At 70.6% G+C, this 19,764-nt stretch carries 22 protein-coding genes; 12 read left to right on the top strand and 10 right to left on the bottom strand.

The window, feature by feature from the left end:
• Positions 1–42 precede the first annotated feature (42 nt).
• Positions 43–522, top strand: a complete 480-nt coding sequence (locus tag AB0B14_RS25250) for a hypothetical protein (protein ID WP_357524552.1) — start codon at positions 43–45, stop codon at positions 520–522.
• Between the two features lie 19 nt (positions 523–541).
• Here AB0B14_RS25250 and AB0B14_RS25245 read toward each other — a convergent pair whose 3' ends face one another.
• Positions 542–925 (bottom strand): DoxX family protein, encoded by a 384-nt coding sequence (locus tag AB0B14_RS25245; protein WP_357524550.1) that lies wholly within the window; start codon positions 923–925, stop codon positions 542–544.
• 165 nt (positions 926–1,090) lie between these two features.
• Between AB0B14_RS25245 and AB0B14_RS25240 the strand changes: the two genes are divergently transcribed.
• Positions 1,091–1,978 (top strand): RNA polymerase sigma-70 factor, encoded by an 888-nt coding sequence (locus AB0B14_RS25240; RefSeq protein WP_357524548.1) that lies wholly within the window; start codon positions 1,091–1,093, stop codon positions 1,976–1,978.
• 120 nt (positions 1,979–2,098) lie between these two features.
• Here the strand turns inward: AB0B14_RS25240 and AB0B14_RS25235 are convergent, their stop codons facing one another.
• Positions 2,099–3,301, bottom strand: a complete 1,203-nt coding sequence (locus AB0B14_RS25235; protein ID WP_357524546.1) for a low temperature requirement protein A — start codon at positions 3,299–3,301, stop codon at positions 2,099–2,101.
• A 141-nt stretch (positions 3,302–3,442) separates the two neighbouring features.
• On the opposite strand from AB0B14_RS25235, the gene AB0B14_RS25230 reads away from it, so the two are divergent.
• Together AB0B14_RS25230 and AB0B14_RS25225 are read left to right on the top strand one after the other, a co-directional pair.
• Positions 3,443–4,060 (top strand): TetR/AcrR family transcriptional regulator, encoded by a 618-nt coding sequence (locus AB0B14_RS25230; RefSeq protein WP_357524544.1) that lies wholly within the window; start codon positions 3,443–3,445, stop codon positions 4,058–4,060.
• A 69-nt stretch (positions 4,061–4,129) separates the two neighbouring features.
• Positions 4,130–4,708 carry a TetR/AcrR family transcriptional regulator gene (locus AB0B14_RS25225; protein ID WP_357074424.1) on the top strand — a complete coding sequence of 193 codons (579 nt, stop codon included), beginning with the start codon at positions 4,130–4,132 and terminating at the stop codon, positions 4,706–4,708.
• Positions 4,709–4,720: 12 nt separating this feature from the next.
• On the opposite strand, the gene AB0B14_RS25220 is transcribed toward AB0B14_RS25225, so the two are convergent.
• A complete protein-coding gene (locus AB0B14_RS25220; RefSeq protein WP_357524542.1) occupies positions 4,721–5,359 on the bottom strand; it encodes a hypothetical protein in 639 nt (212 codons plus the stop codon).
• A 169-nt stretch (positions 5,360–5,528) separates the two neighbouring features.
• On the opposite strand from AB0B14_RS25220, the gene AB0B14_RS25215 reads away from it, so the two are divergent.
• A complete protein-coding gene (locus AB0B14_RS25215) occupies positions 5,529–6,239 on the top strand; it encodes an HAD family hydrolase (RefSeq protein ID WP_357524540.1) in 711 nt (236 codons plus the stop codon).
• Between the two features lie 348 nt (positions 6,240–6,587).
• Entirely contained in the window at positions 6,588–7,376 is a 789-nt protein-coding gene (locus AB0B14_RS25210; protein WP_357524539.1) for a L,D-transpeptidase family protein, read from the top strand.
• Positions 7,377–7,390: 14 nt separating this feature from the next.
• On the opposite strand, the gene AB0B14_RS25205 is transcribed toward AB0B14_RS25210, so the two are convergent.
• The 5 genes from AB0B14_RS25205 to AB0B14_RS25185 form a co-directional block, all read right to left on the bottom strand.
• A complete protein-coding gene (locus AB0B14_RS25205; protein WP_357074436.1) occupies positions 7,391–7,666 on the bottom strand; it encodes a hypothetical protein in 276 nt (91 codons plus the stop codon).
• Positions 7,667–7,713: 47 nt separating this feature from the next.
• A complete protein-coding gene (locus AB0B14_RS25200; RefSeq protein ID WP_357074439.1) occupies positions 7,714–8,145 on the bottom strand; it encodes a hypothetical protein in 432 nt (143 codons plus the stop codon).
• 186 nt (positions 8,146–8,331) lie between these two features.
• On the bottom strand, positions 8,332–9,036 hold the full coding sequence (locus AB0B14_RS25195; RefSeq protein ID WP_357524537.1) for a VOC family protein: 705 nt from the start codon (positions 9,034–9,036) through the stop codon (positions 8,332–8,334).
• Between the two features lie 111 nt (positions 9,037–9,147).
• Positions 9,148–9,330, bottom strand: coding sequence for a DUF397 domain-containing protein (locus AB0B14_RS25190; protein ID WP_357524583.1), 183 nt, complete (start codon positions 9,328–9,330; stop codon positions 9,148–9,150).
• The gene (locus AB0B14_RS25185) at positions 9,324–10,124 is read right to left on the bottom strand and encodes a helix-turn-helix transcriptional regulator (protein ID WP_357524535.1); all 801 of its coding nucleotides are present in this window, start codon (positions 10,122–10,124) and stop codon (positions 9,324–9,326) included. Before AB0B14_RS25185 ends, AB0B14_RS25190 begins: the two co-directional genes overlap by 7 nt.
• A gap of 275 nt (positions 10,125–10,399) precedes the next feature.
• On the opposite strand from AB0B14_RS25185, the gene AB0B14_RS25180 reads away from it, so the two are divergent.
• On the top strand, positions 10,400–10,654 hold the full coding sequence (locus AB0B14_RS25180) for a flavin reductase (RefSeq protein WP_357524533.1): 255 nt from the start codon (positions 10,400–10,402) through the stop codon (positions 10,652–10,654).
• 388 nt (positions 10,655–11,042) lie between these two features.
• On the opposite strand, the gene AB0B14_RS25175 is transcribed toward AB0B14_RS25180, so the two are convergent.
• Positions 11,043–11,183, bottom strand: coding sequence for a hypothetical protein (locus AB0B14_RS25175; RefSeq protein ID WP_357524532.1), 141 nt, complete (start codon positions 11,181–11,183; stop codon positions 11,043–11,045).
• Positions 11,184–11,528: 345 nt separating this feature from the next.
• Between AB0B14_RS25175 and AB0B14_RS25170 the strand changes: the two genes are divergently transcribed.
• From AB0B14_RS25170 to malQ, 5 genes are all read left to right on the top strand, one after another.
• Positions 11,529–12,815: an ABC transporter substrate-binding protein gene (locus tag AB0B14_RS25170; RefSeq protein WP_357524529.1), complete on the top strand. Its 1,287-nt coding sequence runs from the start codon at positions 11,529–11,531 to the stop codon at positions 12,813–12,815.
• 112 nt (positions 12,816–12,927) lie between these two features.
• Complete coding sequence (locus AB0B14_RS25165) at positions 12,928–13,845, top strand: sugar ABC transporter permease (RefSeq protein WP_357074705.1); 918 nt, start codon at positions 12,928–12,930, stop codon at positions 13,843–13,845.
• Position 13,846: 1 nt separating this feature from the next.
• Positions 13,847–14,683 (top strand): carbohydrate ABC transporter permease, encoded by an 837-nt coding sequence (locus AB0B14_RS25160; protein ID WP_357074464.1) that lies wholly within the window; start codon positions 13,847–13,849, stop codon positions 14,681–14,683.
• Between the two features lie 10 nt (positions 14,684–14,693).
• The gene (gene ugpC, locus AB0B14_RS25155) at positions 14,694–15,902 is read left to right on the top strand and encodes a sn-glycerol-3-phosphate ABC transporter ATP-binding protein UgpC (protein ID WP_357524527.1); all 1,209 of its coding nucleotides are present in this window, start codon (positions 14,694–14,696) and stop codon (positions 15,900–15,902) included.
• Between the two features lie 382 nt (positions 15,903–16,284).
• Complete coding sequence (gene malQ / locus AB0B14_RS25150) at positions 16,285–18,471, top strand: 4-alpha-glucanotransferase (protein ID WP_357524525.1); 2,187 nt, start codon at positions 16,285–16,287, stop codon at positions 18,469–18,471.
• Positions 18,472–18,528: 57 nt separating this feature from the next.
• On the opposite strand, the gene AB0B14_RS25145 is transcribed toward malQ, so the two are convergent.
• Positions 18,529–19,638, bottom strand: coding sequence for a winged helix DNA-binding domain-containing protein (locus AB0B14_RS25145; RefSeq protein ID WP_357524524.1), 1,110 nt, complete (start codon positions 19,636–19,638; stop codon positions 18,529–18,531).
• Between the last annotated feature and the right edge of the window lie 126 nt (positions 19,639–19,764).

The following is a 19,764-nucleotide window of genomic DNA, read 5'->3' as shown; positions in this document are numbered from 1 at the left end:
GATCGACGCGAATGTGTGTCTCGTTCACTATCGTGGACGTCCATGGGGGAGCCGATCGAGCCAGTAGGTGAGGTCCTTGTCCTCGGGCAGTCCCGGGCCTGGCCCACCATCGCGATTCCGGGTGCTTTCGTGGGCACCCTGGTCCTGGTCGGGGTGCTGTTCGATCGGGTCAGTTGGGCCGGGTTGTTGCTCGGCACCGCCTCGATCGTCCTCGCGTTCACCCGTTGGCGGAACGCCGTCCTCGCGGACGACATCGGGCTGCTGGTGCGCGGGCGCGCCGGCCTGCGGCGCTCGTACGCCTGGGCTGACATCGAGCGCATGGGCTGGGTGGACGCGGGGATGTGGAGGGGCATGTGGGGGAGCACGCTGACGGTCTATCCCCGAGGCGGTCCGTACGACGTGCCGGGGCCCAACTCGTCGGTCAACGTGGGAGGCATCTGGCGACCGGCGCACCGGCACCTCGCCGACCCGATGCCCGCGCTGCTCGAGACCCATGGCATCAAGACGCTGTCCGACGACTGAGGCTCTGGTCTCGCCCGGGTCAGCCGGTGAAGGGCTCGGGGCCGAGCCGGCCCCAGGCCACGAAGGCGGCCAGGGCGAGATAGGCAAGGTTCAGCACGACGAACCTCGCCTCGTCGTGCCGCAGGTGGGTGATGATCGCGCCGACCATCAGCAGGACCCAGCAGGCGGCGGTCACCGCCACCAGCACCGGTGCGATGTCGAGCACGGCGGGCAGGATCAGGCCGACCGCGGCCAGGAGTTCGAGGACCCCGAGGGTCTTGACGAAGCCTACGCTGGCATCGTCGGTCCACCCACCGCCGTTGGCGGCGGCCAACTTCTCCTTGGGTACGAATGTCTTGGTGCTGCCGGCGGTCAGGGCGACTGCGGCCAGCAGTCCGGCCGCGATCCACAGAGCCAGGTTCATGAGGTTCCTCCGTCCGTTGCGGGTCGAACAGGAGACACCACCGGCCGACGCGCTGTGACAGGTCGGCGGGTGATCCGGCACACAGACGCCAGGTGTCACAGGGGGCGGGGGACCGGTGTCTGGTGGGCGACGCGGTCGAGAACGAGAAGACTGGAGCTGAGCACAGTGCTGAGTGGGCATGGCACCGCCGTCGACGCGTTCGTCACCTACCGAAACCTGCTCTTCACCGTCGCCTACGAGTTGCTCGGCTCGGCCGCTGACGCCGAGGACGTACTCCAGGAGACCTGGCTGCGGTGGGCGGACGCGGATCTCGCGACGGTGCGGGATCCGCGGGCGTACCTGGTCCGGATCACCACCCGCCAGGCGCTCAACCGGCTGCGCGCGGTCGGCCGGCGCAGGGAGTCCTACGTGGGCTCCTGGTTGCCCGAGCCGCTGCTGACCGCACCGGACGTCGCCGACGACGTGGAGTTCGCCGAGAGCGTCTCGATGGCGATGCTGCTGGTGCTGGAGACGCTCGCGCCGACCGAGCGGGCGGTGTTCGTGCTGCGCGAGGTCTTCGCGCTGGACTACGACGAGATCGCCGGAGCCGTGGACAAGAGTCCGGCGGCGGTCCGCCAGATCGCGCACCGGGCACGAGCGCATGTCGCCGCGCGCCGACCCCGCGGGGCGATCTCCCCGGCCGACTCCCGACGTGCGCTCGACGCGTTCCGGCGGGCCGTCGAGACGGGCGACGTGCAGGGGTTGCTCGACGTCCTCGCACCGGACGTGGTGTTCCTCGGCGATGGCGGCGGAATCAGACAGGCGGTGCTGCGGCCCGTCGCGGGGGCCGACCGGGTGGCCCGCCTGCTGGCCAGCACACCGGCCAGGGCCGCGGCCATGTCGCTGCGACCGGCCCAGGTCAACGGGCACCCGGCGCTGCTCTTCCATCTCGACGGCGGGATCGACACGGTCATCGCGCTGCGCTTCGACGAGGGCCTGATCACCGCGATCTACGCCGTGCGTAACCCCGAGAAGTTGTCGCACATGCGGCGCGAGGCCGGCCTGCGTCGTTGAGCCGGCAGCGTCGAAGGGGGCAACATGCCTGGCCGGCGGGCATCGCTGCCCCGCAGGGGCACTACAGCGGCATCGATGCCCCGCGGTGGCACTACAGCGGCATCGCTGCCCCGCGGGGCACTACAGCGGAGGGGTGGGTGTCTCCGGTGGGCGCTGCCGTGAGCGGCGCGAGTCCGCGACCGCCACGCCGAGCAACACCACGGCGGTGACGGCCCCCGCGCTCAGCGGATCGAGTCGCAGCGTCACCGGCACCAGCAGGCCGAGGGCCAGCAGGCCAGCGATCCGGGATCGGGACACCCGGGCGAACACCTGGTATTCGAGCGTCGCCCGACCGACGAGGAAGAGCACCGGGCCGCCGAGGATGGCGATCAGCCACGCCGCCGGGAGATGCCCGCGGGGTTCGGTGATGAACAGTTCGAGGCCGACGCCGGTCAGGACGATTCCCGCGATCATGATGAGGTGGGCGGATGCCATGTCGGTGGTGAGCCGCGCGGCGTTGCGGGAGCGGCCGATGGCGGCGTCGAGCAGCCCTCCCGCGACGTGGAAGTAGATCCGCCAGAGCAGGACGGTGGTCGCCAGTGCCAGGACGAAGCCGGCCGTCTGGTCGGCGTGGAATTCGCTGCCGCTGAACGCCAGCCCGATGACGAAGATCGCCTCACCGATCGCGATGAGGAGGAACTGCTGGTATCGCTCGGCCAGGTGCCCGGCCGCGATTGCCTGGCCGCCGATCCGTTGCGCGCCGACGCGGGGGGTCGGCCAGCCGAGGAAGAGCCCGGTGTAGTCGATCAGCACGGCGGCGGTCCACAGTGGCCCACGGATCGTACCCTCGGCGGCCAGGCCACCGATGACCCAGAGCGGTGCGCTCAGACCGAACCAGAACAGGACCCGGAAGGTCTGCCGGGGATCGGGCCGGCCGTGCCCGGCGAGGTGGAAGTAGACCACCCGGCCGATCTGGAGGCTCACATAGGTGATGGCGAACAGGGAGGCACGCGCGCCGAAGCCGTCGGGCACCGCGACCGCCATCGTCATGGCGCCGACCGCCGTCAGCACGATGACGGTCTGGACGATCGACGCCTCCGGGTCCAGCCAACTTGTCGACCAGACCGTCAACGACCAGACCGCCCACAGTGCCAGGAACAGCAGCAGGGCCTGACCGAGGCCCGCGTACACGCCCCGCTGACCGTCGGTGAAGTCGCTGATCACCCGCGCCGAGATCCGGGTGAGGGCGAAGACGAAGACCAGGTCGAGGAAGAGTTCCAGAAACGTCGCCCGCTGCCGACTGGTCTCGCCACGCACCAGCCGTACGCCGCGCGGCTCGCTCATCCGTGCGCCACGGGTCGGTGCCGTCGAGCGACCACGTGCCCTCCCGTCGTGGTGATCCCCTCACCCAACGAGCGACGGTCCGCTCTGGCACCTGGGGGCGAGGGACCTGGTCCGCTGGCCTTACGGGTGTAAGCTTACGCGGTGACCACACCGAGAACGCGGGCTCGCAACAAGCGCGGCGAAGGCGCGCAGCTGCGCGAGGAGATCGTCAGCGCCGCCGGCAAGCTGCTCGACGGTGGTGATCCGCAGAGCGTGACGCTGCGGGCGGTGGCCCGGGAGGCCGGCATCTCGGCACCGTCGATCTACGCGCACTTCCCCGACCTGGACTCGATCCTGCTCGTGGTCTCCCAGCGCGCGTTCGCCGCCCTGGAGCAGGAGCTGACCCGGCCGGACGACGCGGATCCCGCCGCGCGTCTACGGGCGATCAGCGCGGCCTACCTGGCCTTCGCCGAGCGGCAGCCCCACCGGTACGCCCTGATGTTCGGGGCGGTCTGGGACGCCAGCCAGGCCCGCGATCGTGCCCCGGCGCTGGCGGACGACCTCGCCGTGCTCGGCATGGGAGCCTTCGACGTCTTCCACCGCACGCTCACCGAGTGCGTCGCGAAGGGACTCTCGACAAGTGCGGATCCCTTCGCCGACGCGACGGCCCTCTGGGTCGGTCTGCACGGGTACGCGCAGCTCCAGGTGGCGACGCCGCTGTTCCCCTGGCCGCCGCACCTGTGGGATTCCCTCGTCGACCGGTTGGCGTTGCTGGCCTGAGTCGGCCCGCACAGTCGCCAATCCGTCACCAGGCGACTACGACAGGTGTCCGCCCTTACGCTCGACTGCGTGCCCGGACCTGCCGAGAAGGCCACCGAACAGGACCGGCGTGACCTCATCGTCACGGTCGCGCGAGAGCTGGCCGAGGCGGAGGGCTGGGCGGGGGTGAGCACCCGACGGCTCGCCGAGCGGGCCGAGATCGACGTCGGTGACCTCTACCGGCACTTCGCAGATCTTGAGGCACTCCTCGCCGCCGTCGCCGTCTGCGCCTTCGCCGACCTGGCCGCCGATCTGGCGGAGGCGCACGCGGAGGCCGCCGGCAGCCCCGAAGGGGCCTGGCCGGCGGTCGCGAGTGCGTACCTCGACTTCGCGTACACCAATCCGGAGGTCTATGACGCGATGCTCGCGCTGACCCCCGACCTGGCCCTCGGCGTCGATGGTGTGCCGGCCGCGCCGCGGGCGGTCTTCGCCGAGTTGCGCGCGGCCCTGACCCCGTTGGCCGAGGGCCGCGACCCGGACACCCTCGCCGAGGTGGGTTGGAGCCTGCTGCACGGCGTGGTGATGCTCACCCGGGGCGGTCGGCTCCGACCCGAGGGGCAGGAGGAGCGGGAGGCGTTGATCGCCCAACGGCTGCTGCGCTGGCCGTGACGAGCGGCGTGGTCAGTTGAGGGGCTCGCGGTCGTGGGGCCCCTTGTCGACGAACCGGAACGTGGTGCCCAGCGGCCTGTTGCCCAACTCCTTGAGGATCAGACCGTTGCCGGCGAGGTGCTGAAGGAACCGGTTCTCACTGCGGATCGCGTACGTGCCGTTGCCCTGGGCGAGGATGGTGAACCGCTGGATCGGGTCGTCCACGTCGCAGATGGCGGCGTCGATGGTCAGCTCGGGCTCGATGTCCAGCGCGTTCACCGCCCAGCAGGACGGGTCGTCGTTGGCCGGGTGGTCGTCCTTCGTGCCGAAAGCCTTGATCACGTACCTGTCGTCCCCGATCGGCACCGGAACGAACAGGACGCGTCCGCCGGTGTCGCCGCCCTCCTCGAGTCGACCGCTGAGCTCCAGTGCGTTGCCGGACCCCTGCACCCGCAGCATCGTGATCTCGCGCTTGCCGGACAGCAGGGGATCTGTCGCGACCGTGGGTGACGGCTTCCCCGCCGGGGGCGTCGGCGTGCCCGCCACGGCGCCCGACGGTGTCGGCGTGCCCGCCCCGGTGGTCGGCGCCTTGTCGGCGTCGGCCCCGCAGGCCACCAGCGCACCGGTGCACGCCAGCAGCGCCGCGCTGGCAACCCACTTCATCGTGATCACGTCGTGCTCCTCATGACCTGTCCCGAACCTCGCGGCCGCCAAGAATCCATTCCGCACTCCAGACGAACGCCGGGCCGAGACGGTTCACGGAAAAGTCCGGAACCCAGCGTCGATCTCCCGCCTATCCTGTCCCTTCGACTGGGCGGCGACAGCACGGGGAGGGGACGGTATGACGGACGGCGAGGCGGCGCGACGGCAGGCGCAGGCGTTGATCTTCGATGCGGACGACACGTTGTGGGAGAACAACGTCGTCTTCGAGCAGGTGATCAACGATTTTCTGGAGTGGCTCGACCACCCCACACTGGACCGCACGGAGATCCGGCTGATCCTCGACGACATCGAGCGGGCCAACACGGTGGCCCACGGCTACGGCAGCAAGGTCTTCCTGCGCAGTCTGGCGGAGTGCCTGGAACGGCTGCGCGAACGGCCGGCCACCGACTCCGAGCGGCAGGAGATCGAACGCCTGGCGGTCGCCCTGGTCGAGCATCAGGTGGAGCTGATGCCCGGGGTGGCCGACGCGCTCGACGAGCTGGCCGGCCGGCACGAGTTGCTGCTGCTCACCAAGGGCGACCAGGCGGACCAGCAGCGCAAACTGGACGCCTGCGGGCTGCTGCACCACTTCCGGGCCGCGCACATCGTCGCCGAGAAGGACGTCGAGACGTACCGGTGGTTGATCCGGGAACACCGCCTCGACCCGTCGCGCGCCTGGATGATCGGCAACTCCCCGAAGTCGGACATCCTGCCGGCACGCGCGGCCGGGCTGAACGCGGTCTTCATCCCGAACGAGAACACGTGGGTCCTGGAGAACGACGAACTGGACCCCACCGACGGCGGTGTGTTGCGCCTCGCCGCGTTCCGCGACCTGCTGCGGCACTTCTGAGCGTACCGACAGCGAACAGCGTCCGCGATCATGGTCGCGTTACGCCGACTTGCCTGATTTTTACCCTGAGGTCAGTCGCGCCGTCGCTCGCCCCGCGCGGCTTGTCCGCCCGGTTCGGACCGGCCTAGCCTGGGCCGGCGCTCGCGGCTCGGCGGGGTACGTGCCGTAAGCGCCGGCGTTCGGCGGTTGGCACCGTGGAGCTGAGTGCCGGAGCTGTCCGCTCCCATCATCCGGACGGCCGAGGGTCAGGGCAGGGTAGTTGCGGACCCGGCCCTGACCCGGCCACGGATCGACCGGACCCGGTGAGCGGGGCAGACCGTACGTCGGTTCGACTGTCAGGATGACCGGATGAAGCGCAGATCCCTCCTGCTCGGCACCGCCGCTGGTCTGGCGGCGCCGACCCTGCTCGCGTCGACGGCTCCCGCGCTCGGCGCGACCCGGCCGCCGCCGCCCGGGGGCACCACCCCACCGGTGCGCCGCAGCCCCCGGCCGACCACGCCGCGCCCCAACCTGGCCGCCCGGTTGACCACCCTGCCGCCGCAGACCCAACAGGTGATCGTGGTCGGCGCGACCAGCTACACCACCACCTACGCCACCCTTGAGGCGTACGCGCGGATCCGGGGTCGCTGGCGGCCGGCCTCGGCGGCGTTGCCCGCCCGCATCGGCTCCAAGGGGTTCACCGACAACCACGTGGAGGGCGTGCCGACCACCCCCACCGGGGTCTACTCGATCGGCCCCACCATGTACGGCATCGCCGCCAACCCGGGTGTGCGATACCCCTACCACCGGTTGGTCAGCGGTGACTGGTGGAACGAGAACCCGTCGTCCCCGCGCTACAACACCTTCCAGCAGAGCGCGACCGACCCGGGTGGGGCCAGCGAGGCGCTGTGGCAGGAGATCCCGTCGTACACGCACTTCGCGGTGATCACCTACAACATGCCACCGAACGTGCCGACCCCGATCCCCAACGCGGGCAGCGGCATCTTCCTGCACGAGTTCCGGCTCAGCGCCGGCAACGCCACGGCCGGCTGCGTCTCGCTCGCCCACGACCACCTGGTCGGCGTGCTCAACTGGCTGGACCCGGCCCTCTCGCCGCGCATCGTGCTCAGCCCGTACGCCCAGCTCGACCGGTACTGATCAGGGGTCTGCCCTCAGGAGGCCCCGCCGCGGACGATCGACACCGCCACCCGGCAGAACTCGTCCATGTCCGGGTTGAACCCGGCCGCGATGTCGGGATGCAACCCAGAGCGGGTCTCCTCCAACAGCCGCTGGCAGACCTGCTCGACCGGTTCGCCACCGTAGTGGGCGCGGACCCGGTCGGTGGCAGCCTGAAGCGCCGAGGTCAGTTGCTCCTCCAGCGGGCCGCGCAGCTTCTGCTGCACAGGGTCGAGCCCGCGTGGGTCGAGCGTGACATGTGGCTCCGACATCGGTGCTCCCTTCGTCGGCGTCCGCGATACCCCACCGCGGCCGTCGGTCAAACCCCGTCCGGTACGGCGGCGACCCGTACCTGGTAAGAAAATTCCTCCGCCGGCTCCTCGTGGTACGACAGGCGGCGGATCTGCCGGTCGTCGTCGTAGAGGGCGACGTCCACCAGCACCCCGAGGTGGCTGAGGCCGATCGACGTCACCCGCCTCTTGTCCTGCAACACGGCGCAGACGCCGCCGAGCAGGGTGCTGGCGTCGGCCGTCCGGTGCCCGGGCGGGCACCGCAGGACCAGATCCACCTCGATCGGCCCGCGCAACGGCGTCCAGCCGGTGTGCTGAGCCGCCGTGAGAGCGGACTGGAGCAGGGCGCGGACCCTCGTCGCCTGCCGGTGCCCGGCCGCGAAGATGGACAACGCTTCGGTCTTGACCGGTGGCAGGCCGCTCACCTCGAACGTCAGGGCGAGAGCGCGGGTGTCCTGCACGACGGCACCTCCTCGTTGGGACGATCCTGCCGAACCGGGGGAGCGGCGGTGGGACGTTCCCGCGATTACCAACCGATCGGGCAGGCATGGGGTCGGCCGGAGGCGTGTCGACGGCGGCGGCGAGCGCGCTGGCTGCGGCGTTACGAAAACGCTAGTCGATGCCGCCCGCGCCCGGTAGTCGGCCGGTCATCCGATGGGGCGCGGCGGAAAGGCGCAGAACTCGTTGCCCTCCGGGTCGGCCAGCACCCACCAGCGGGCCTGTGCGTGGGGCTCGCGCAGCAGTGTCGCGCCCGCGTCGACAAGCGCCGTGGGCTCCGGGTCGGCCAGGTCGACGTCCCAGTGCAGCCGGTTCTTGACCGTCTTGGGCTCGGGCACCCCGACGAAGACCCAGTAGTCCCAGGGGAACCCGGTCGCGCCGGTGATCCACGCGTGGTTCGGCTCGTCCTCGACGGTGCCGCCGACCACACCGGCCCACCAGGTCGCCTGCGCGACCGGGTCGGCCGAGTCGACGACCAGCTCGAACGGGCCCGGCGCGGTGCCCTCGCGAGCCGGGAAGGCGCAGAACTCGTTGCCCTCCGGGTCGACGAGCACCCACCAGGTGGCCTCGCCGGCCGGCTCGCGAACCAGCCGTGCGCCGGCCGCGAGCAACGCCGCCGGGTCCGCGTCGGCCAACCGCAGATCCAGGTGTACGCGGGTCTTGCCCAGCCGTGGTTCGGGAACTTTGTTCACCCAGATCGACTCGGCGTCCGAGCGTGCCGAGCGGGGGTCCACCCGGGTGTCGTCCTCGCCGGCGTCGGCCACGTCACCGTCGAGCAGCCGGGCCCAGAACCCGCCCAGGGTGACTGCGTCGGTGGCGTCCAGACAGAGATCCTTGAAGCGCGCGATCGTCATCCCAGCATTCTTGGCCCGCACCGGCGCTGGGTCAGGTGGATTTTGGACAGCTCCCGTCCGGACAGGACGGCAACTGTCCAAAATCCCAGGCCCGGGTGACCGAGCCTACGTTCAGTGCTGCTTGGCGTACGCGACGAACGCCTTCCAGGCCGTCGGGTGGACGTGCAGGGTGCCGCCGTCGCGGTCCTTGGTGTCGCGCACCAGCACCACGCTCGGCAGGTTGTCGGCGACCTCCACGCAGGACCCGCCGTTGCCGCCGGACCTGGTCGACGTGCGCCACTGTGGGGTCAGCATGTCCATGACTTCGCCACTTCCTTGATCAGCTCGGTTGACTGCCGGCGGGGGAGCGCCTCGTTTCGCACGATCTCCCACGTCTTCGCCAGCTTAGCGACCTCGGTCGGCGCATCGACGAACTGCGCGGTGAGTTGGTTGTCGGCGTGAGCCACCCGCTCACCGTCGGGCATCTCGGCGATGATGAACTGCCCGGCCAGCCCCAGATACATCCCCGCATCTACCGGCACGATGTGCACCTGGATGTGCTCCGCCGTCGCCAACTGCACCAGGTGCTCGCACTGCTCGACCATGAGCCCCGGCTGGTCGAGCACCGGCCGGCGCAGCACCGCCTCGTCCAGGACGGCGATGAGCTGCGGCGGGCGTGACCGTTGCAGGATCGCCTGCCGCTCCAGCCGGGAGGCGACGATCCGGTCCACGTCCTCGGCGTCGAACCGGCCACCGGCCAGCGTGGCCCGCGCGTACCGCTCGGTCTGGAGCAGACCCGGCACGTACGCCAACTCGAACCAGCGCAGCGTGGTCGCCTCCCGCTCGAACTCGATCCACTCGCGCAGCCAGGCCGGCTCGGCGTCGAGCCGGGCCAACCTCTCCAGCATCCGTTGGAAGCGTTCGGCGGTCGGGTGGTGGGCGTCGATGGCCCGCATGTACTCCTTCGTGGGCGCTCGTCCGCCGGTCTCCACCGAGCTGACGTGCGAGCCGGAATAGCCGATGCCCCTGCCGAAGTCGTCCTGACTGAGCCCGAGCCCCGTGCGGAACAGGCGCAGCTCCTCCAACACGTAATCGGTGACGTTGCCCATCGAATCCCCAATCCCTGCCCAACCTGAACCGGCGTGTCCTTCGTGGCTGCTCGACCGGGCCCTTGACCTGCACGGATGCCGCGAGCACGTATCGACCGTAGTCGGGTCATCGCAAACTGTCACCAGTGGCGGGCTCGCTGGTGGCCGGGGATGGCGGCGGCGGGCTCTGCCCGGGCCGCTCCCGTCACCCCCTTGCGGGAGCGGCCCCTTCCCGCCGCCGAGGAGGTCGATGTGCTGAGCCCGACAGATCACCACCACATCGCGGGGTGGCGGTGATGGTGGTCCGGCCGCCCGTCCCGCACGTCGCCATGCGTCCGCTGTGGCGGTGCCGTAGCTGCGGCAGCGAATGGCCCTGTCAGCCGGCGAAGCTCACCCTGCTGTCGGAGTACCGGACCAACAGGATCGCGCTGCTCATCTACCTCGGCACTCTCATGAGCGAGGCGACGGCCCAGCTCACCCAACTCCACCCGGACCACCCGCCGGCCCGGATGACCGAGCGCTTCCTCTCCTGGGCGAGAGCCCGGGGCTGACGTCGCTCTGGGCTGGCCGTGGGTCATCCCGGGAAGTTGCCGCCGGACCTGGTCGACTTCCGCCATTGAGAGGTCAGCATGTCCATGACGTCGCCACTTCCTTGATCAGCTCGGTCGGCTGCCGGCGGGCGCAGGACCTCTTCGGGTAGATCTTGGACATTTTCCGTTTTGCCCGAACGGAAAATGTCCAAGATCTCCGTTTTCGAGGTTGATCGTCTTTGGTCAGCACTGCTCACCCAGCTCCACCCGCTGCCCAGGATGGCTGAGCGGGTTCTCTCCCGGCCGAGAGCCCGGGGCTGATGCTCGGCCCGCCGTCGGTCATCCCGGGAAATGGATCAGCGGCACCCCGTCGGTGTAGCCGGGGCCCTCACTTGTCAGCACCGCGGAGTCATGGGTCAGGCGTGGCACCCGCGAGCGCGGCCAGGACCATGGCGATCTCCGCGACCACCACTGCCGGTGCCGTGCTGTAGTCGGTGGCCCAGGCGAAGCCGACGGTGATCGGCGTGACGACGATGCCGGCCGCCGGCACGAGGACGTATCCCGGCGCTTGATCGACTCGGCTTTCTGAAGGCGCGGTTTCCCTGGCGCGGTGACAGCGCGACTTTCAGGAAGCCGAGTCGATCACGATCGGGGCATCGACGTGCGGCGTCGCACGTCCTGCACCTCGGCCTGCCTGGCGTGGGTGACGGCGGCGGCGCACGGCGCAGACCTCGGTTGTGACAGCCAGGTTTCGCGACTTCGCGGGTGGGGCAGAGTAGCCGCACAGAGCATCCGGACCGTGGCGTTTTCGCAGCTCGTCGGCTCGGAGATGACTCGCCGTGCGCCGGGGCACGGATGCCCTCCCCGGTTTTCCGCCGAAGAGAGGGGGAGGGCGATGACGGACCCCGAAACGGCACGACACCGACGCCGACCGATTGTGCGGCTGGGCGCGGCGGCCGCCGCGTTGGCGCTTGTCGCACCGCTCGCCGCGTGCGGCGCGGGCGACGATGGCGGCCCACCGACGATCAACCTGTACTACCCGCCCGAGCAGAACCTCAAGAAGGTCGTCGACGACTGCAACGCGCAGGCCCAGGGGCGGTACGAGATCGCCTACCAGGTGCTGCCCCGGCAGGCCGACGACCAGCGGGTGCAGATGGTGCGCCGGCTGGCCGCCGAGGACAGCGGAATGGACCTGCTGGGGCTGGACGTGACCTGGACCCAGGAGTTCGCCAGCGCCGACTGGATCCGCGAGTGGACCGGCCAGGACAAGGCCGAGGTCGAGCAGGGCACCCTCGCCGGGCCGCTGGACACCGCCCGCTATCAGGGCAAGTTGTACGCCGCACCGAAGAACACGAACGTCCAACTGCTCTGGTACCGCAAGGATCTGGTGCCGCAGCCGCCGACCACCTGGGACCAGATGATCAGCGCGGCCCAGCAACTCAAGGACCAGGGCAAGCCGTACCAGGTGCTCACCATGGGCGCCCAGTACGAGGGTCTGGTCGTCCTCTACAACACCCTGGCCGAGAGCGCCGGCGGAAAGATCCTCAACGACGACGGCACGAAGGCCGTGATGGACGACGGCACGGTCCGGGCGCTGGAGCAACTGAAGAAGTTCGCCACGTCGGGCGTGACCTCGCCGTCGTTCAGCAACGCCACCGAGGACCCGGTCCGGCTGGAGTTCCAGTCCGGCTCGGGCGCGTTCCAGGTGAACTGGCCGTTCGTCTACCCGGCCCTGCAGGAAGCCAACCCGGAGCTGGCCAAGCAGGTCGGCTGGGCCCGGATCCCCGGCATCGACGAGGGCACCCCGAGCAAGGTCACCATCGGCGGGGTCAACCTCGCGATCAGCTCCTACTCCAAGCACCCGGAGCTGTCCTTCGAGGCGGCCCGGTGCATCCGCAGCGCCGAACACCAGAAGTTCTCCGCCATCAACGACGGCGTGCCACCCACCATCGAGGCGGTCTTCGAGGACCCGGAGATGACCGAGGCGTACCCGATGAAGGACACCATCCTGGAAGAGCTGAAGGAGCCGGTGACCCGTCCCCTGACGCCGGCGTACCAGAGCATCTCCACCGTGATGTCGGCGATCCTGTCGCCGCCGGCGGCGATCCGTCCCCAGCAGACCGCCGACGAGCTGCGCGGCGCCATCGCCGACGCCCTCCAGTCGAAGGGGGTGCTGCCGTGAGCGCGAGGAGTGAGCCGGTTTTGCGAGCCCCGCAGCCGCGAGAAGAGGTGACACCGTGACTCGGCCCGCCACCACCGAGACCCCGGAGAAGACCGACGACCAGCGCGCCGCCGTGCCCACCCAACGTGGTGGTCGCCGTAAGCCGCCACTGAGCGCGAACAAGAAATCCGAACGCAGGTTGGGCTGGCTGCTCTGCGCACCCGCCGCGCTGGTCATGATCCTGGTGACCGCGTACCCGATCATCTATTCGGTCTGGTTGTCGTTGCAGCGCTACGACCTGCGCTTTCCCGACCAGCGCGAGTTCATCGGGCTGGACAACTACGTCACCGTGCTCAGCAACGAGTTCTGGTGGACCGCGTTCGGGGTCACCGCGCTGATCACGGTGGTCACCGTGGCCGTCGAGTTGGTGCTCGGCATGGGCCTGGCGATCATCATGCACCGCACGCTTGTCGGGCGGGGCATCGTGCGCACCTCGGCGCTCATCCCGTACGGGATCGTCACCGTGGTCGCGGCGTTCTCCTGGCGGTACGCCTGGACGCCCGGCACCGGCTACCTGGCCGATCTGTTCAGTGACGGCGCGCCCCTCACCGAGCGGGCCAGCTCACTGGCGATCATCATGCTCGCGGAGATCTGGAAGACCACGCCGTTCATGGCGCTGCTGCTGATGGCCGGGCTGGCGCTGGTGCCGGAGGACCTGCTCAAGGCGGCCTCCACCGACGGTGCCACCGCCTGGCAGAAGTTCACCAAGGTGATGCTGCCGGTGATGAAGCCGGCGATCCTGGTCGCCCTGCTGTTCCGCACCCTGGACGCGTTCCGCGTCTTCGACAACATCTTCGTGCTGACCGCCGGTGGCAACGAGACGTCGTCGGTGTCGATGCTCGCCTACAACAACCTGATCCGGGGCCTCAACCTCGGCATCGGCTCGACGATGTCGGTGCTGATCTTCATCACGGTGGCGATCATCGCGTTCATCTTCGTGAAGCTGTTCGGCACCGCTGCCCCCGGCAGCGACGACGGGGAGAGGCGCTGACATGGCTGTCGAAACCACCACCCGGGCCAAGCTGCGCTGGGGTCTGCTGGACGTCGTCGTGGTCGTCTTCGCGCTCGTCCCGGTGCTGTGGATCGCGTCGCTGTCGTTCAAGACGCCGGCCACCCTCACCGACGGGAAGTTCATCCCTCGGGAGTGGACCCTCGACAACTACAAGACGATCTTCGACACCGACCAGTTCGTCCGGGCACTCGCCAACTCCATCGGCATCGCCCTGATCGCCACGCTGATCGCCGTGGTGCTCGGCGCGATGGCCGCGTACGCGATCAGCCGGCTGGACTTCCCCGGCAAGAAGGTGCTGGTCGGCGTCTCCCTGCTGATCGCGATGTTTCCACAGGTGTCACTGGTGTCGCCGCTGTTCGAGATCGAGCGGACGATCGGCATCTTCGACACCTGGCTCGGGCTGATCGTTCCGTACATCACCTTCGCTCTGCCGCTGGCGATCTACACGTTGTCGGCGTTCTTCAAGCAGATCCCGTGGGACCTGGAGAAGGCCGCCAAGATGGACGGCGCGACCCAGGCCCAGGCGTTCCGCCGGGTGATCGCGCCACTGGCCGCGCCCGGGTTGTTCACCACGGCGATCCTGGTGTTCATCTTCTGCTGGAACGACTTCCTGTTCGCCATCTCGCTGACCTCCACCGAGCGGTCCCGCACGGTGCCGGCCGCGCTGTCGTTCTTCACCGGCGCGTCGCAGTTCGAGGACCCCACCGGGGCGATCTGCGCAGCCGCCGTGGTGATCACCGTACCGATCATCCTGTTCGTCCTCTTCTTCCAGCGCCGCATCGTGTCCGGCCTGACCTCCGGCGCAGTCAAGGGATAGGTGGGTAGTCATGGCTGACATCGTGCTCGACAAGGTGAGCAAGAGTTTCCCGGACGGGACCGTCGCCGTGCAGGACGTCGACCTGGAGATCGCCGACGGCGAGTTCGTGATCCTGGTCGGCCCCTCGGGCTGCGGCAAGTCCACCACCCTCAACATGATCGCCGGCCTGGAGGACATCAGCTCCGGCGAGCTGCGCATCGGTGGCCAGCGGGTCAACGACAAGGCCCCCCGGGACCGGGACATCGCGATGGTGTTCCAGTCGTACGCCCTCTACCCGAACATGACCGTGCGGGAGAACATGGCGTTCCCGCTGCGCCTGGCGAAGCTGGACAAGGAGACCATCAACCAGAAGGTCGACGAGGCGGCCAAGGTGCTGGAGTTGACCGCACTGCTGGACCGTAAGCCGGCCAACCTGTCCGGCGGGCAGCGCCAGCGGGTGGCGATGGGCCGGGCGATCGTCCGCCAGCCCAAGGCGTTCCTGATGGACGAGCCGCTGTCCAACCTCGACGCCAAGCTGCGGGTGCAGATGCGGACGGTGGTGTCGCGGTTGCAGAAGCAGCTCGGCACGACCACCGTCTACGTCACCCACGACCAGACCGAGGCGATGACCCTCGGCGACCGGGTGGTGATCATGCGCGGGGGTGCGGTGCAGCAGGTCGGTCCTCCGCAGGAGCTGTACGACCACCCGCGCAACCTCTTCGTGGCCGGCTTCATCGGCTCGCCGTCGATGAACTTCCTGCACGCCGCCGTGCAGGAGGGCGGGCTGCACACCGCGTTGGGTGACGTGCCGCTCGGCGACCGGATCCGCCGCGAGTTGGAGGCGGCCGACGCGCCCCGCGAGCTGATCCTCGGCATCCGCCCCGAGCACTTCGAGGACGCCGAACTTGTCGACGACGACACCCGCCGCCGGGGCATGGAGTTCGAGGCACCCGTCGACATCGTCGAGTCGATGGGCTCGGACAAGTACGTCTACTTCACCGTGGAGGGCGAGAAGGCCACCGCCGCCGAGCTGGAGGAGTTGGCCGCCGACGCCGGTGTCGCCGACTTCGCCGGTGGCGGCGGCAACCTGGTGACCCGCCTGTCCGCGGAGTCGCCGGTCGCCGAGGGGCAGTCGCGCCGGGTCTGGTTCAACCTGGAGAAGATCCACCTGTTCGACCCGGCCACCGGCCGCAACCTGACCCTGCGCGAGGGGCGGGCGGCCGGCGCGCTGGCCGACTGACAGTGGCCTTGACGCGCCCGGCGCGTCAGCGCGTCCCCGCGTGCGACCGCATCCGGCGTGAAGATCGTGCTCGATCGTTGTGGTAGTGGTGTCGGTCGCGCGGGATGCCGCTACAAAAAGGACAACGCCGTTGCGTTAGGCGGAACGGCTGTTCGCCAACCAGCACTTGCCTCGCCGATCATGGAGTTGTGGTGGGTAACAGAACGCCCGTAAAACCCCCAAAGTCGGCACCACAACTCCATGATCGCCAAGCCGGGCCCAACCCGCTCCCCGATCGGGCACTTCCTGTCCCGGGTTGACCCGCCGGCCCCGGCCGTGTCCTGCGCCGCGCCGCCGGTCGTGGCAAGGTGGTCGGAGGTCGCATCGTGAGGCGGGGGGCGGGATGGACCGACGACTGACTGCGCTGGCCAAGGCGCACGGGGTGTCCACCTGGTATGAGGACTGGCGGCACCGCCGCGTCGAGGTCGCACCGGAGACCGTGGTGGGCGTGCTCGGCCTGCTCGGTGTGGACGCCACCAGCCCGGCGGCCATCGCCGACGCGCTCGCCGCCGCCCGTGCGGTCGACCGCGGCACGCTGCCGGAGACTGTCGTGCTCACCCACGGCGCAACCCGGGCACTGCCCGGCCCCGGGGTGGTGACCCTGGAGGACGGTGGCCGCCGCGCGGTCGACGGCGAGCTGCCGGTGGACCTGCCGCTGGGCTGGCACCGGCTGGCCTGTGCCGGCCGAGACGTGACAGTGGTGGTGGTGCCCCGCCGGCTGCCCGTGCCGCCGCGCACCTGGGGCTGGATGCTCCAGCTCTACGCGCTCACCTCGGACCGCTCCTGGGGCATGGGCGACCTTGGCGACCTCGCCGAGTTCACCGAGTGGGCCGGTGCCACCGGTGCCGGGCTGGTGCTGCTCAACCCGCTGCACGCGGTCGGGCCCGCGCACCCGGTGGCCGCATCACCGTATTCGCCCGCCAGCCGACGCTTCGTCAACCCGCTCTACCTGCGGGTCAGCGACACCGCGGCGTACCGGGCGGCGGATCCGGCGACCCGCACAGTGGTCGACGCCATGCGCCCCGACCGTGGTGACCTGATCGACTACGACGAGGTGTGGACCACCAAACGGCACGCCCTGGAGTTGCTGCACCCGTACGCCCAGCCGGTCGACCTCGCCGCGGACCCGGCGCTGGCGAGCTTCGCCACCTGGTGCGCCCTGGCCGAGCGGTACGGCAACGACTGGCGGGCCTGGCCGGCGGAGCTGCACCACCCCGACGCCCCGGCGGTCGCCGACCAACGCCGCCAGCTCGCCGACCGGGTGGCCTTCCACGCCTGGCTGCAACACCTGTGCGACGAACAACTCGACGCCGTCACGGCGGCGGCCCGCGCGGCCGGGATGCCGGTCGGCGTCGTGCACGACCTGGCCGTCGGCATCGACCCGGGCGGCGCGGACGGGTGGCAGCTCGCCGACGTGCTGGCCCAGGGCGTGCGGGTCGGTGCCCCACCCGACGACTTCAACCAGCTCGGCCAGGACTGGGGGCTCGCCGCGTGGCGCCCGGACCGGCTCGCCGCCACCGGGTACGCGGCGTACCGGGACATGCTGCGCCGAACCCTGCGGCACGCGGGCGGCCTACGGGTCGACCACGTCGCCGGCCTGTGGCGGCTGTGGTGGGTGCCGCCGGGCGGCGGGGCCGCCGAGGGCACCTACGTCCGCTACGACGCCGAGGCGATGCTCGGCATCCTCGCCCTGGAGGCGCACCGTGCCGGCGCCGTGGTGGTCGGCGAGGATCTGGGTACGGTCCAACCGGCGGTGACCCGGGGGCTGCGCGGGCGCAACATGCTCGGCTCGACGGTGCTGTGGTTCGCGCGCGACGGCGAGGGTGACTTCGTCCCGCCGGCCCGGTGGCCGCGCAACGCCCTCGCCACGATCTCCACCCACGACCTGCCGACCGCACCGGGCTTCCTGATCGGCGAGCACGTGCGGGTCCGCGACGACTTGAAGCTGCTCGACACCGACGCGGCGGTGGAGCGGGCCCGCGCCGTCGCGGACCGGGAGCGCCTGCTCACGATGTTGCGGGCCGAGCGCCTGCTGCCCGACCCGGCCGCGCCGACCAGCCCGGCCGCACCGGCGTTGTCCGCGCCGCCCGACCCGGCCGCGCCGCTCGACCTGGCTGCGTCAACCGACCCGGCCGCGGCGCCCGACCCCGCCACGCTGTCCGCGCCAACCGACCGGGCCGCGCCGGCCGCGCCCTCCGATCCGGCGCGGAGCAAGCTGGCCGCGACGGCGGACGACGGCGAGGTGGTGGTGGCGATGCACGCCGCGCTCGGGGCAAGCCCGGCCCGGCTGCTCGGCGTCTCCCTCTACGACGTGCTGGGCGAGGTGCGCCAGCCCAACCTGCCGGGCACTGTCGACGAATACCCGAACTGGCGGTTGCCGTTGCCGGCCACCGTGGCGCAGATCCGCACCGACCCGCGGGTGGCCCGGGTCGTCGACCTGCTCACCACGGCACGCCCCCGATCGGGTGACGGGCGACCGGCGCGCCCACCATCGGGTGACGCACAAGCGGCGCGCCCACCCGAGGACTGACGCTCGACCAGGCCAGCCCGGGCCGGACCAAGGCCAGCCCATCACTGACGAGCGCGCTCAGGCCAGCCAGTCGAAGCGGGGAGGCAGCCCGAGAAAGTCGGCGTAGCGCTCAAGCGCCTGCTCGACACGGGCCCGCTCGACGGTCGCCGTCGGTGTCAGCGGTTGGATCGTGATGGTGACCGCGGCCCGGCCAACCTTGCGCTTCCACACGCCCACCACCCGGCCGGCACGGACCACGGTGGCCTGGAAGATGCCGTTGTTGCCCGGCACCACGGCCGCCTGGTGCGCCGGGTCGAGCATGAGTGTGCGGTCGCGGTAGCCCAGCAGATACTCGTCGAAGCCGGGCAGCGCCACCACGTCGTCCAGCGAGGTGCGCGGTGCGTCGGCCAGCGCCGCGTCGATGTGCATCGGCTCGCCGTCGACCCGGACCGTGCTCAGCACGTCGTCGGCGGCGGCCAGCCCGCGTCGGGCGTCGGCCAGGGTGAGGCCGCTCCAGCCGGCGAACTCGCGGGCGGTGACCGGCCCGTGCCCGCGTACGTAGCGGTGGGCGAGCAGGGTCAGCGCCTCGTCCCGTTCCAGCTTGCGGGCGTCGGGCGCCCACTCGTCGAGCAGGGCGAAGGTCTGGTCGGTGCCGACGTTCGGTGCCACACAGGTCACCCCGCGCACACTCGCATACCAGAGCAGGTGGTAACCGCGTTGCCCGTCGGTGGCCAGCCCGGCCGCGCGCAGCGTCGCCAGGCACTGGGCCCGGGTGAGCCGGCCGCCACCGGCCAACGCGGCGCCGAGGACGTCGACCGCCCGGTCGGCGTCGGCGTCCGTCAGCCCGAGCTGCACCCGACGCGTCGCCGCGCCGGCAAGTGAGCGAACGCCGGTCAGCTCCAGCATCCAGCGGGCGTCGGCGGGTGGGACGAGGTGCACGGTGCCCCGCATCGGCCAGGTGCGCAGGGCCTCGCGCCGTTCCAACGCCGCCTGCACGTCTCCGATGGTCCGCCCGGGCAGCCGCGCGCCCAGTGACCACAGGCCGCTGGCCAGGTCCTGTGCCTGCATCGCGCCGAACCACTCGACCACCTCGGCGACGCCGGCGGGTCGGGTGCTCGGGTGCGGGCGCAGCAGGAGGCTTGTCATCCGCAGGGCCAGCGCGTCGGCCGCGCTGAGGTCGGCAGGCATCGGGGGGGTCCCTTCCCAGGCTGGACGGACAGCCTAGAGCCCCTGGCTGGACAGCCAGCCTAGAACCGACCACCGACACGTCCGCGACGGGAGGCGTAAGGGCTGTCGTCGGGGGAAAGCGGCTCG

Origin of the sequence: Micromonospora sp. NPDC049171 (genome assembly GCF_040648275.1) — a bacterium.
GTDB lineage: Bacteria > Actinomycetota > Actinomycetes > Mycobacteriales > Micromonosporaceae > Micromonospora.
The sequence above is the reverse complement of the archived record's forward strand: the minus strand, read 5'-3'. Positions and strand labels throughout refer to the sequence as shown.